This is a genomic window from Enterococcus sp. 3C7_DIV0644 (assembly GCF_002141235.1).
In the GTDB taxonomy this organism is placed as follows: Bacteria; Bacillota; Bacilli; order Lactobacillales; family Enterococcaceae; genus Enterococcus_D; species Enterococcus_D entomosocium.
This window is the reverse complement of record NZ_NGLK01000001.1, coordinates 2,617,253-2,630,492: the sequence shown is the minus strand read 5'-3', so window position 1 is coordinate 2,630,492 and position 13,240 is coordinate 2,617,253. Positions and strand designations below refer to the sequence as shown.

Below are 13,240 nucleotides of genomic sequence, written 5' to 3'. Positions count from 1 at the left end.
GCAAATTCAATGACAATCGCTAAAGATTAAAAAAGGATGATACCAATAGGCACCATCCTTAAAATAACATCGTTTATAATGGCAACATCATAAACAAACCAGCTGCGATCGCTGCACCGATCATTGGACCGATGATTGGTACTAACGCATAGCCCCAATCGGAAGTCCCTTTGTTTTTGATTGGTAAGATTTGGTGAGCGATCCGTGGTCCTAAGTCCCGTGCCGGGTTGATGGCATAGCCTGTTGGTCCACCAAGAGACAGTCCGATCGCTAAGATCAAGATCCCAACAACGATGGGATTTAATCCATCCGTAAAGGTATTGGCACCAAAAGCCAATAAGCCAAAGACTAAGACAAAGGTACCAATGACTTCAGTGATCGTATTCGATACTAAATTACGAACTGCAGGCCCTGTTGCAAAGGTACCTAAAATCGCGCCTTGGTCTTTTGTTTCATCCCATAATGGCAAGTAGTTGAGCCAAACGAGGATTGCTCCTACGATCGCACCAGCAATCTGCGCCAGCATAAACGGTATAGCCAAACTCCAAGAAAAATTCCCTGTCATCGCCATGCCTAATGTAACGGCTGGATTCAAGTGAGCAGGTCCCATGTACCCTGAAACGTATACGGCTATGGTCACCGCCGTTGCCCAGCCCATCGCGATCACGATCCAGCCAGAGGCTTCTGCTTTACTCTTTTTCAGATTGACAGCCGCACACACGCCATCCCCTAACAAAACCAAAATAGCCGTTCCTAGAAATTCACTAAAGATCTGTGTTGTTTCATTCATCTTTTTTTCCTCCTTTTAAGGCTGTTAAATCTGATTCTGCGATCACTTGGTTCATTTCTGCTACATAGGCTGCTTTTTCTTCTTCGCTCCAGCCAAAGAAGTCGGTCATAGCTGCGACGACACCGGCTTTGACTTCATCTAAGGTATCTCGCATAAATAGGATATGGTTGGTCCGACGCAATAGATAATCGACAGGCGTCAGAACCATTTCTTCATGTAAGGAATAGTTCAAGGCAGTGCTTTCTTTTTCATCTAAGCCCTCAAACTTCGTCTTGTAGTTCAACACTTGGGGAAGATTCGACCCATAAAGATGAGCCAAATACGTCGCAGCTGCTTCATTGAACCCAGCGGTTTGTGCTTGGTCAGCCAGCTTCGCTAATTCTTCCTCTACATTGGCTGCATCAAGCTCACCACCAGAAACTGGGTACGTGGTTGAATCCACCAACTCGAAGGAAGCACCGCTTTCTTGGAGCAATTCATTGATCCGTTTGACTGCTCCTTCCGCCATCAAACGATAGTCGGTGATTTTTCCGCCTGCCAACGTCAATAGTCCGTCTTTTGAGCGTTCCAAACTGCTGCCGCGAGAAACTTGCGATGGATCCACTTTGCTGGCTTCTACTCGTTCTTGCGCTTGTTTTACAGCTTTTTCTACAACTGGTCGCTGCCGCTCATCTGCAAGATATTCTTTGACGCTTTCAACGATCTGCTCAAAGCTTTCATCAGATAATTTGCCTTTACCACCACCATTGTAATCCGAACCACCATTATTCGTAATCAATGGACGTAGACCAGCCCAGCTCGCTTCGATATCATCAAGGGTGATCTGTGCATGTGGAAAGCGTTCATTCACGATGGTCAGTAGATAATCGACATCTTCTTGTGTGACCGTCGGATGGGCAAAATCGCCTGTATAGTCCGTATCGGTTGTGCCAAAATAGGTCTTGTTTTCTCTTGGTACCACGAAAACCATCCGACCATCATTTTTCCCAGTATCAAAATAGGTTGGTTGCGGTACTTTTAGTTTTTCCCGATCGACCACTAAATGGACGCCTTTTGTCGGACGCATTTGTGGTGGCAGCTCATCATTCTTGTCTAATTGACGAACGATATCTGACCAAGGGCCGGTCGTGTTGATCACGACTTTGGCGTGAACCTCAAAGCGCTCGTTTGTCAGTTGATCCTCCACTTCTACCCCATTGATGATGCCTTGCTCATCATGTAAGATGCCGACGACTTTGGCTTTACTGATCATTGCTGCCCCATCGGCTTGTGCTCGTTTAATGTTTTCGATCACCAAGCGGGCATCGTTGTTGCGAAAATCAAGATAGACTCCGCCACCAACTAAGTTTTCCGCCTGCAGCTGTGGTTCGCGTGCTAAGACCTCTTCTTTCGTCAGCAGATAATTTTCGTATTTACTGCCTGTCACATTTGCTAAGCGATCATAAAGATCCATCGCCACTTTGACAGAAAACAAGGAGAAGGTTGCCCCCGGTTCATCGTAAATCGGTAAAAGCATCGGATCTGGTTTCGGGATATGCGGAGCAATTTGTTGGACGATCGCCCGTTCCCGCACGGTGTCAGCGACCACTTCCACGTCAAAGGTTTTCAAATAGCGAATACCGCCATGAACGAGTTTCGTGGACCGCGAAGACGTCCCTTCGGCAAAGTCTTGCATTTCCAAAAGAACCGTCTTCATCCCAGCCGCTGCTGTTTGAACGGCAACCCCTGCGCCGGTAATCCCACCACCAATGATCAACACATCATAGGTGGTATTTGCCGTTTCTTGAATGGTTTCCTTCCGATCTTTCTGAGAAAAGGTCATGGCTTACTCGCCTTCTTTCTTCGCTTTGAATTTGAAGGTCTGAGTAGCCGCCACCGCTTGTTTCCAACCTTCGTACAAATTGTCTCTTTCTTCTGCTGGCATTTCTGGCGTAAACATTTGCCCTTCTTCTGCCATTGATTTCAATTCATCTAAGTCTTTCCAGAAGCCAACCGCTAGTCCTGCCAAATAGGCTGCACCTAATGCGGTTGTTTCCAGATTCGCTGCTCGTTGTACGTCAATGTCTAAAATGTCCGCTTGGAACTGCATCAATAAATCGTTTTTGGCTGCCCCTCCATCGACTTTCAGCAATGGGATATCGATACCGGAATCTTTTTTCATCGTATCGATGACGTCTTTTGATTGGTACGCAACAGCTTGCAGTGTTGCCCGAACAAAATCTTCCTTCGTCGTCCCACGAGTCAAGCCGAAGACTGCTCCTCTTGCATCTGAATCCCAGTAAGGCGCACCTAATCCAGTAAAGGCAGGCACCACATAGACTTCATTATCTCCTTTTGCTTTGGCAGCTAGTTCTTCTGATTGTGGCGAAGTCTCGATCATGCGTAGACCATCCCGCAGCCATTGGATCGCTGATCCAGCAACGAAGATACTTCCTTCTAAGGCATAATAGACTTTGCCGTTGATGCCATACCCGATAGTCGTCAGTAGGTCATTGTCAGACAATTGTGGTTCTTCACCCGTATTCATGACAATAAATGCCCCAGTGCCGTAAGTATTTTTGATCATACCTTTTTCAAAGGCCATTTGTCCAAAGAGGGCGGCTTGTTGGTCTCCAGCCATTCCAGCGATTGGTACTTCACTGCCGTAAAAATGGTAGCTGCGGGTGTGACCATAGACTTCTGAGTTGCTTTTGACTTCTGGTAGCATCGAGCTTGGAATGTTCAAAAGATCCAAAATTTCTTGATCCCACTCTAATTTATGAATGTTGTAAAGCATCGTCCGACTAGCATTGGAGTAGTCGGTGACATGGACTTGTCCATCTGTCAGTTTCCACACAAGCCATGAATCGATCGTTCCGAAGAGTAACTCACCATTATCCGCCTTTTCTTGTGCCCCTTCGATATTGTCTAAAAGCCAACGCACCTTGGTCGCTGAGAAATACGCATCAATGACTAAACCAGTTTTTTCATGGATCATCTCTGTATGGCCATCTGCTTTTAATTGGTCAGCGATCGGTGAAGATTGACGGGATTGCCAAACAATCGCATTCGCGATTGGCTGCCCTGTCGTTTTATCCCAAACCACTGTCGTTTCACGCTGGTTGGTGATCCCGATGCCGGCGATTGCTTCTGGTCGGATACCTGATTCAATAAATGCCCCTGCGATGACTGATTGGACAGAGTTCCAAATTTCGTTGGCGTTATGTTCTACCCAACCTGATTTTGGAAAGTATTGCGGAAACTCTTTTTGTGAACTGCCGATTTTTTTCCCGTTACGATCAAAAATAATTGCTCTTGAACTAGTGGTTCCTTGGTCGATCGCCATTACATAATTTTTTTCTGCCATTTGATTCGCTCCCTTTGGTTTTATACGCGCTTTTTTTGTTAGCGCTTTCTGACTTGCTTTTATTTTAGCTGAACTTTTGCTATATGGTTCGTCAATTTTTTTTCAAATCTCTAAGAAATTGACGAAATCCACTATTTAAAGCGTTCACGGATCATTTTTTTGATTGTCTCACGATCATAAGCAGTCCCTAATTCACTGATTCGATAAGTCGGTGTTTTGGTCTCGATGGCATAATTCGCCAAGATCAAATCATATTCTTGTTCTGGACGATAGCGTTCGACAACTACGCCATTCAAATTTTTGAGATACAGCAGCCACATATAATAGAGAGCTTCTTTAAATAGCTCATCCATTTTCAAGGCGATCCCAACACGAAATTCTCGATTGATTTGATAGTCGATGATCGTGATGACACTCAAGTATTTGACCATCGTCATCATCAGTAGACTATTTTTCTCGGACGGCTTGATATTTAACTCTGTTAAGGCCTTACCTAATAGTTCATGACTGATTTGCTGAATGTTGCGGCTGGATAACTGCGCTTCTAACTGCCAAATATTTTCTCGATCAAAAACCTCCACATCCCCTTTGAAAAAATAGACGCGGCTGTGGATCTGCAGCAGGTGACCATAGCAAGTGGCTTCCATTTCACGAGGAACAAACGATGGGCGGTAAAGATGCAAAATATGTTCCAAAATCAATGTATCCGTCAAGGCAGTTGGCGTAAACCGAGAACGCTGCAGCATATACACCTGCAGATCGTGTTCGGATAACACCGAGAACGACAACAAAAAGACAAAATGCAGCATCGCCTCCTCTTCTCTGACTTCTAATGCGTAATGGCCAAAGCCACGAAATACCAACTCACGTAATTGTTGAAACAAAGGGTCTTTCATGTAAGGTGCCATTTTCTCCCGTAAAACTTGAAAGGATTGAGTAGCAATTTTAAGTCGCGCCTTCATGATCCTCAGCCATAGGGACAAGCGCTGCTGGGCTTCTTTCGTAAAGCGCATGTTCAGGCCGCGAGTGATCAGACCGACATATTTCTCATCGATCGGCAATGGCTGACTGTCAAAAGAATGAACATACCAAAAGAGTTCAAAATAGAAATAACGAATTTGGGTTTCTTCTCCAATCAGCTTTCCTTGCCAGATCTCTAACTCAAATTCTGCTAGCAAACCATTTAGCTCTTTGATTTTGCGAAACAAGGATGACTCGCTGACTGTTAATTTTTGTGCCAGCTGGACAGTTGTCACTTCTTGATGTTGTAAAAGATGCTCGAGAATTTGAAATTTCAAGGCCGAACGATAAAATGCCCATTCAATTTGGTTAAGAGAAAAGGTGGGACTCATTTCAAAAACCAGTGAACCATTTCGGTAATACAATCGACACTGCTCATGATAGTGCGTCAACTCATCTTGCAGCTCATCCACATACTTTTCCAGAGAAGGCTTACTGATGCCAAGATAGAGCGCTAATTCATGTAGCTCCATTTGACCGCCAACTAGTAAAAGTTTTTTGAGCAGCTGCAATTGTTTTGCTTCTTTTTTTTCTAATAACTGATCAAGTCTCATCGGTATCACTTCCCGACCATATGAAGGTTTGATCCAACACATGAGTGAATCGTGGATGGAAGAAAAAGTCTTTTTGGGTCAGCTCCTCCATCGTTGCCTGCTGCTCGATCGCAAACGCTAGTAAATTGATTTTTTCCAAAATATTGGCTTTTGATAAAAGCTGTGCACCAACGATTCGACCGCTGGCTTGTTCGATCATCACTTTTCCATGAACCTGCGTCGAATCAAAAAGGGAAACGGTAGCCGTAAAAGTGTGACAAACGATCGGTGATTCATAGAAAAACTGATCCGACTCGGTCAAGCCGGTACTGGCTAAATACCACTCAAACAATTGTGTACCGACTGTCCGCAATCCACCACGAAACGGGGTCGTTTTGTTTGCTAGATTGCGAGCTGCCGCAATCCCTGAGCGAACAGCATTATTGACTAAGGGCATGTAGACCGTGTCTTTCGTAATAGCATTTGGAATTTGGATCAAGTCGCCGACCGCAAAAATATCCGTGGCAGAAGTTTCCAAGTAGGCATCTGTCCAGATAGTTTGATCACTGTGTAATTCAAAGACCGTAAATGCCTCTGGCAAGCGAGGATGAACGTTAACTGTCGTCAATACCAGATCGCTTTCATAACCTTGATCGGCGGTTTCGATCCGAAAGCCTGTTTCCGTTTTAACGACTGCCAAAGTTGGCTCCGACCAATGCAGCTGCAAGTTGGGGATTTTTTCGATCTCCGTTAAAAAGGGCTGCAAAAAATCGCGATCAAAGTATTTGAATAAAGGATACGACATTGATTCGATCACACTGACTTTTTTGCCGATCATCGTTAAGGTATTCGCCGCTTCCATCCCGGCTTGACCAGCACCGACGATGGTAATCGACTCTGCTTGGGGCAATTTCTGTAAGAAATGCTTCGCTGCTTCATATTCTTTGTAGGTCAGCAGTGCTTCTTCTGGTTGCGGCAAAACAGTGGAATCTTGACTAGAACCTGCCGCCAAGACGAGTCGATCATAGCTTAGTTCTCGCTGATCCGTCCGAATCCGATGATCAGAAGGAAAGACTTCTAGAAAGGTTTCTTCTAAGGCTACGTCGATTGTTTCTGCCTCCAGCTGCTCCTTCGTACAAAAGAATGCTTCATCCAGTGAAGCGATCCTGCCTTCGATCAGCAATAACAAACCGCTTGGAACAAACCCAAGATGGGCTTTTTTTTCTATCAATAAAATCTCTGCGTCAGGGTATAATCGGCGTGCTTCACGGGCGCAGCTGACACCACCAAAAGACCCACCTATAATTATGATTTTCATTGGATCACCTCTCTCCTTTAGCTTAAATGAAACGCTCTCATTTGACGAGTAAAAAGCTATCTTCCTTACTATTTTTTTGTTAACTGCGGTAAAATAAATGAGACCTATGCTACACTATACGCAAAGGAGTGTTCAAATGGTTTTCTTTTATCAATTCATGCTAGGATTGTTTGCCAGCATATTCGTTGCAGCGGCAGCATTCGTCTTTCAGTGGCTGACTATTTCTGGCGCACTGGCTGCGATTCTTTGCGGCACACTGGTCATTGGCTTTGGTCCGTGGTACAGCATCTTTTTGATTGGATTTTTCTTTGCCAGCTCTGGCATCATTGGTCTTTTAAAGAAAATGCGCCGTCAGCCAGAGTTAGCTGTGCTTGCCAAAGGTGCTCGCCGTGATGCAAAACAAGTCTTTGCGAACATCGCACCAAGCATCTTTGCTCTACTGCTTGCCTTTTGGACGAAAGAACCGCTATTCCTTTGGGGATTTGTGGCGGGAATCGCTAGCTGTACGGCTGACACTTGGGGCTCAGAAATCGGCGTGCTGAGTCCAAGTCCACCGCGTCACTTACTAACGGGAAAAAAATTACCACCGGGACTTTCCGGCGGTGTCAGTTGGTTGGGAACTGCCGCTTCCCTAGCAGGGAGTCTCGCCATCACTGGTTTATTCGCAGCAGCCTTATGGTTGAACGGCAAGCCGTTCTCCCTTGATCTCTGGTTGACTTTGACTGCTTTAGGCTTTTGCGGTAGTCTTTTGGACAGCTTACTGGGCGCAGCGATTCAGGTGCGCTATCAATGCCCAGTCTGTCACCAATACACCGAAAAAAAAGTCCACCACGACGTTGCGACCAAGCAAGTCGGCGGTCTTTCCTTTGTAACGAATGAAGGGGTCAATTTGCTGACTTCAATAGTGATCGTTATTTTGACTGTGTGTTTCTTTTACTTAAAAAATGTCTAACGCATCATAAAAAAAGCAGCAAGGCATCTCACTAATGTGATGTGTCTTGCTGCTTTTTGATTCAATACCCGTTAAGCAATATCCACCAAGCGGATCTTCGTGACATTTTTGTAGACAGACAATTCTTCGATCACTTCAGAAAAGCCTAGTCCTCGCGGGAGATCAATCGTATAAATGTTGGTATAAATGCGATAGTCTTCCATGAATTTGACATCAAAATTGACATCTTCGATCACGATATTTTTCTCTTGGAAGTACTCCGTCAAAAACTCTTTGGTCTCGGTGCGATGAATGTACTGGATCTCCAATTTCTTTGCTGTTGGTACGCGGACGATCCGCTTAACGATCGTCAATGCAAAGAAGATCCCGATAAAACTGCTTAATGCGATGGTGTAAAAGCCCATCCCGATGGCAATTCCTAAACCGGCGATCGCCCATAAGGAAGCAGCCGTCGTCAACCCCGTCACGGAGCGCTTCGTCACAATGATCGTTCCGGCGCCTAGAAAACCGACCCCGCTGACGACTTGTGCAATCAATCGTGCTTCGTCCGAACGAATCACGCCTGCTAAATCTGGATGATCCAGCGCATCTCGCATGGCACCTGTGGCGATCTCCACTTGGATCAAAGCAATGACACAAGCCCCCATGCAAACCAAGATATGGGTTCTAAGACCAGCTGGTCGGCTTTTGTACTGCCGCTCGTACCCAATCGCGCCACCCATGACCATCGCCAACAGCAACCTCAGTGCTACTTCAGGAATGGATAAATGCATATCAACCATTTGCATCCCTCTTTTCTTCGTATTCTCTCTTTTAACTATAGCATCTCTGATGGAAAAAAGGAAAAAACATCGCTAGAGCGGCCAAATAAAAAAAGCCTCCTCAGAAATAAGCAAGATAGATCCGAACCATCGCTCGCAGCTGCGCTGGCATTACTGCACAAGCGCAGGGGGAAGCTGCAAGGATGGCGCGTTTTCCTTCTGACTTATTTCTGAAAAGGGCTGATTTTGTTTTACAGGTTGCTGGCAGCAGCCTCATCGATGATCACGATCACGTCATCATGCTTTTGTAAAACAGAAGCTGGTAATTCGTTGGTTACGGGTCCTTCGATCATTTTTTGGATTGCATCCGCTTTGACTTCGCCAAATGCCATCAAAATGATTTTTTTGCTTTGCATAATTGAACCGATCCCCATGGAAATCGCCGTCGTTGGGACGTCTTCGACTTTATCAAAGTAGCGTTTGTTGGCATTGATGGTTGATTCAGTCAAGTCAACGACTGAGGTCGTTCCTTCAAAGGATGCACCAGGTTCGTTGAAGCCGATATGTCCGTTTTGACCGATACCCAAGATTTGGATATCAACTGGGTGATCCGCAATCACGCTATCGTAGCGTTGGCATTCTGCTTCTAAGTCTTCCGCTTTGCCGTTTGGTACGAAGGTTTCTTTGAATGGTTTTTTATTGAATAAATGAGCATTCATGAAGTAGCGATAGCTTTGTTCGTCTTCGCCGCCTAGTCCTACGTATTCATCTAAGTTGACTGAAGTCATTTCTGAAAAATCAACTTCACTGGCAGTCATTTCTGCATAAAGGGTCTCTGGCGTGCTTCCTGTTGCTAAACCTAGCACTTTGGCGCCATTTGCCATACCTTCTTGTATCAATTCAAAAGCTTTCTTTCCGCCTTGAGCAGCATCTTTAACGCGAATAATTTCCATGATCAGCGCTCCGTTTCTATTTGGTATAGTCCAATAATACCACAGGTTGTGTTTGATTACAATAATTAGTCTAGACCAGATGACGATTTTTTCTTTATCACCAATCAAAAAAAGACGAGCTCTAAAATGCGCTCGTCTCTACTCGTATTCTACTTGCTTACCAATTCGTATAAACATCAATACCGCTATGACCGACACCTGTGTCATAGACTTTATAGGCACCTAAAGATGATTGACCAGTCGATCCTTTCGGTTGATTGTCGCTGGCAACAACGATGTACCCATCGGCATCACGGATCGTTCCGTCAGAGGCTACATGGCGTCCAGGGATGTTCAATCCGCCTCCTGGCAAAACTTTTTGTGAGTAGTACGATTCTCTCACACCATTGAAGTAGTTGATCCCATCCACTGGATTCAAGACTCCAGAACCAGCACCAGGAATGCTTGAACGGGTTTGACTCACGTTAGCAGTCGCTGTAGATTCACTTTTTTCTGTGCTTTCTTTCGTACTTGTTTCTTTGTTTTCTACTGATTGGCCATCGTTAGAAACCAACAATGTTTCGCCATCAAAAATCATATTTGGATTTTCGATCGAATCATTCAAAGCTAAAAGGTCTTCGATCGTTGTTTGATAAGTAGCAGCGATCCCAGATAGGGTGTCTCCTGGTTCGACAACATGGGTTTGTTCTGCTGCTGAAACAACTGTTCCTCCAACGAATAAACCAAATCCTGCAACAACTGTAAATGCAAATTTTTTCAAATGAAAAAACCTCTCTTTTGATTATTTGTCCCGCTATCGGGCACAAGTAAGAGAATAACATTACAATGTTGCAGGAAGGTTTCAGAAATGTTTTTCATTATCACAATTGTTAAACAGAAAATTACAAGCTTTTTGATAATAAACAGTAAACTTACAATATTGTTATCCATTTCGATGAATGATTTTGGCTCCATCATGCTATAGTAAACCCAGTAATTGAAAGGATCGATGCACATGAAAAAACTACTTTTGACGCTTGGCGTTTTGATTTTAGCAGTAGGTGGCTATTTTGGCTACACTTACTATACAACAACTTATCAAGGGATAACGGCCTATGCCATCACGCCCAACAAAGTCCCAGAAAAGACCCAAACGTACAGCGATTCCGGTGAAAAAATCGATGGCTCCTTTACGTATAAGTACACGTTTGAGTTTGTTAAGAAAAACGGCGAGAAAGAACTCATGACCTATGATCTTTCTGGTGAAAATGTGAAGCCATTCGCGCCAAATACCTTAGTCAAAGCAGAGATTAGTAAAACCCGTGTCATCTCGGGTCCCAATGAAGTCCCTCAATCAGAAGTTCCAGCAAAAATACTGTCTGAGCTGGAAACCTTTGACGAATAAGGACTTCTTACAAGAAACTTTCTACTTTTTAAGGTTCATTTTACTTTGACCGGCTATGCTAGCTTTATACCAAACCTATTTTTCTTCCTCTTACCAGTCCTCGCCCGACTGGTATTTTTTTATTTTTTCCCAATGATCAGGCAAAATTTACGCGCCTTATAGACAGAACCGCTCTAGCTTCGCAATGTTTTTCTGTTCAAATTTTGATCAACCAGTTATTGACTATCGGAAATAAATAAACCGAGAATTATTAGGATAAAAGCTGAGTTCATCATAAAAAAACCGCTAGATTGTTTATCTCTAGCGGTTTTCTTGCGATTTTAGTATAGTTCCAAGTATTGTTCTCTTTCCCACTCGGAGACTGTTTGGCGGAAGGCTGCCCATTCTAATCGTTTTGCTTCGACAAAGTTGGCATAGATGTGTTTGCCTAAAGCATCGATCATCACTTGATCTTTGCGCAATGCTTTGATGGCATTGTGGATCGTTGATGGCAGATCTTCGATTTGTGCTTCTGCACGTTCTGTTTCGTTCATGATGTAGATGTTGCGGTCGACTGCTGGTGGTGGTGTCAACTCACGTCTAACGCCATCAAGTCCTGCTTGCAGTAAAACAGCCATTGCTAAGTATGGGTTGGCTGATGGGTCAACCGAACGCAATTCCAAACGCGTTGACAAGCCTCTTGATTCTGGTACCCGAATCAATGGTGAACGGTTGCGTCCTGACCATGCCACGTATACAGGCGCTTCGTAACCTGGCACTAAGCGTTTGTAGGAGTTGACGGTTGGGTTGCAGACAGCTGTGTAAGCACGGGCGTGTTCGATCAAACCGCCTAAGAAGTGATACGCTGTTTGGCTTAATTGCATTGGCCCTTCTTCATCAAAGAAGACATTTTCATCGCCTTTGAACAAGGACATGTTGCAGTGCATGCCTGAACCGTTGATGCCGAATAATGGTTTTGGCATGAAGGTTGCATGCAAGCCGTGTTTACGAGCAATAGTTTTCACGACAAGTTTGAAGGTTTGGATGTTGTCACATGCTTCCACTGCATCCGCATATTTAAAATCGATCTCGTGTTGCCCTGGTGCTACCTCATGGTGAGACGCTTCAACTTCAAAGCCAAGGCTTTCTAATTCTAATACGATATCGCGACGGCAGTTTTCCCCTAGATCGGTTGGGGCAAAATCGAAGTAGCCGCCTTTGTCGTTTAATTCCGTTGTGATTTCGCCTGCTTCATCTAATTTGAATAGGAAAAATTCTGGTTCTGGTCCAAGATTGAAAGAAGTAAAGCCAAGGGATTGCATGTCCGCTAATGCCCGTTTTAAGTTGCCGCGAGGGTCGCCTGCAAATGGGGTGCCATCTGGATTGTAGATATCACAGATCAAACGAGCCACTTTGCCATGTTCACTTTCCCAAGGGAAGATCATCCATGTCGACAAATCAGGATACAGATACATGTCACTTTCTTCAATACGGACAAATCCTTCAATAGAAGAACCGTCAAACATCATTTTGTTTTCCAGTACTTTATCTAATTGACTTACAGGTACTTCAACGTTCTTGTTTGTTCCTAAAATATCAGTAAACATCAAGCGTAAAAAGCGCACGTTCTCATCCTTTACGATTTGTTTGATGTCTTCGGCAGTTCTTTCAAATTTTGGCATAGTATCCCTTCCTTTTTCCCAATTCTTTTTTTATATCACAGCAATGATCTACAAGTGTTCTACATTCGTGGACCTTTTTGCTGGTATGGCTGTTGTTGATTCAATCCACCTTGAGCCAAGAGTTCATCATAAAAAATTCGACGAACATCTTCATCGGTCAGCGGCGGTTTGTTCTTCGCTTCTTTTTCTTTGGCAACTTTCATTTCATAAACTCGTTTGATCCCAGCCATGTTCAGTCCATCGGAAAGATAGTCTTTGATCTCTAGCAAGGTATCAATATCATTCAGCGAATACATGCGTCGATTGCCATCGCTGCGTTCCGGGTGGATCAATTCTTGTTCTTCGTAATAACGAATTTGACGGGCGGTGAGATCGGTCAATTTCATGACTGTTCCGATAGGAAAGACTGACATTGAGCGCCGCAATTCTTTTTCCCGCATAACTTGGCTCCCCTCCGTTTCAATGATGCTGCGTAACTTTATGGAAACTATACCAATTCTTTTTTTGCGTGTCAACCCCTCA

12 protein-coding genes are annotated in these 13,240 nt (G+C 44.3%); 2 read left to right on the top strand and 10 right to left on the bottom strand.

Annotated features, from left to right (window positions below; all coding sequences use genetic code 11):
* Positions 1-73 precede the first annotated feature (73 nt).
* The 5 genes from A5877_RS12430 to A5877_RS12410 form a co-directional block, all read right to left on the bottom strand.
* Positions 74-790 carry an MIP/aquaporin family protein gene (locus tag A5877_RS12430; protein WP_005237471.1) on the bottom strand — a complete coding sequence of 239 codons (717 nt, stop codon included), beginning with the start codon at positions 788-790 and terminating at the stop codon, positions 74-76.
* The gene (gene glpO, locus A5877_RS12425; protein WP_016611959.1) at positions 783-2,612 is read right to left on the bottom strand and encodes a type 1 glycerol-3-phosphate oxidase; all 1,830 of its coding nucleotides are present in this window, start codon (positions 2,610-2,612) and stop codon (positions 783-785) included. Before glpO ends, A5877_RS12430 begins: the two co-directional genes overlap by 8 nt.
* Positions 2,613-2,615: 3 nt before the next feature.
* Positions 2,616-4,136, bottom strand: coding sequence for a glycerol kinase GlpK (gene glpK, locus A5877_RS12420; protein WP_008377082.1), 1,521 nt, complete (start codon positions 4,134-4,136; stop codon positions 2,616-2,618).
* Positions 4,137-4,267: 131 nt separating this feature from the next.
* Positions 4,268-5,710 carry a helix-turn-helix domain-containing protein gene (locus tag A5877_RS12415; RefSeq protein WP_016611958.1) on the bottom strand — a complete coding sequence of 481 codons (1,443 nt, stop codon included), beginning with the start codon at positions 5,708-5,710 and terminating at the stop codon, positions 4,268-4,270.
* The gene (locus tag A5877_RS12410) at positions 5,700-7,007 is read right to left on the bottom strand and encodes an FAD/NAD(P)-binding oxidoreductase (protein WP_016611957.1); all 1,308 of its coding nucleotides are present in this window, start codon (positions 7,005-7,007) and stop codon (positions 5,700-5,702) included. The genes A5877_RS12415 and A5877_RS12410 overlap by 11 nt, the downstream gene beginning before the upstream one ends.
* Before the next feature lie 136 nt (positions 7,008-7,143).
* Here A5877_RS12410 and A5877_RS12405 point away from each other — a divergent pair, with 136 nt between their 5' ends.
* Positions 7,144-7,959 (top strand): DUF92 domain-containing protein, encoded by an 816-nt coding sequence (locus A5877_RS12405; protein WP_254907486.1) that lies wholly within the window; start codon positions 7,144-7,146, stop codon positions 7,957-7,959.
* 71 nt (positions 7,960-8,030) lie between these two features.
* Here A5877_RS12405 and A5877_RS12400 read toward each other — a convergent pair whose 3' ends face one another.
* The 3 genes from A5877_RS12400 to A5877_RS12385 form a co-directional block, all read right to left on the bottom strand.
* The gene (locus A5877_RS12400; RefSeq protein WP_008377072.1) at positions 8,031-8,741 is read right to left on the bottom strand and encodes an MgtC/SapB family protein; all 711 of its coding nucleotides are present in this window, start codon (positions 8,739-8,741) and stop codon (positions 8,031-8,033) included.
* A 230-nt stretch (positions 8,742-8,971) separates the two neighbouring features.
* A complete protein-coding gene (nagB, locus tag A5877_RS12390; protein ID WP_005225171.1) occupies positions 8,972-9,673 on the bottom strand; it encodes a glucosamine-6-phosphate deaminase in 702 nt (233 codons plus the stop codon).
* 157 nt (positions 9,674-9,830) lie between these two features.
* Positions 9,831-10,433, bottom strand: a complete 603-nt coding sequence (locus tag A5877_RS12385) for a LysM domain-containing protein (protein ID WP_016620555.1) — start codon at positions 10,431-10,433, stop codon at positions 9,831-9,833.
* 234 nt (positions 10,434-10,667) lie between these two features.
* On the opposite strand from A5877_RS12385, the gene A5877_RS12375 reads away from it, so the two are divergent.
* Entirely contained in the window at positions 10,668-11,057 is a 390-nt protein-coding gene (locus A5877_RS12375) for a DUF1093 domain-containing protein (protein WP_005237494.1), read from the top strand.
* 320 nt (positions 11,058-11,377) lie between these two features.
* On the opposite strand, the gene glnA is transcribed toward A5877_RS12375, so the two are convergent.
* Together glnA and A5877_RS12365 are read right to left on the bottom strand one after the other, a co-directional pair.
* Positions 11,378-12,718, bottom strand: a complete 1,341-nt coding sequence (glnA, locus tag A5877_RS12370; RefSeq protein WP_005225167.1) for a type I glutamate--ammonia ligase — start codon at positions 12,716-12,718, stop codon at positions 11,378-11,380.
* Between the two features lie 59 nt (positions 12,719-12,777).
* On the bottom strand, positions 12,778-13,158 hold the full coding sequence (locus A5877_RS12365; protein WP_005225166.1) for a MerR family transcriptional regulator: 381 nt from the start codon (positions 13,156-13,158) through the stop codon (positions 12,778-12,780).
* Between the last annotated feature and the right edge of the window lie 82 nt (positions 13,159-13,240).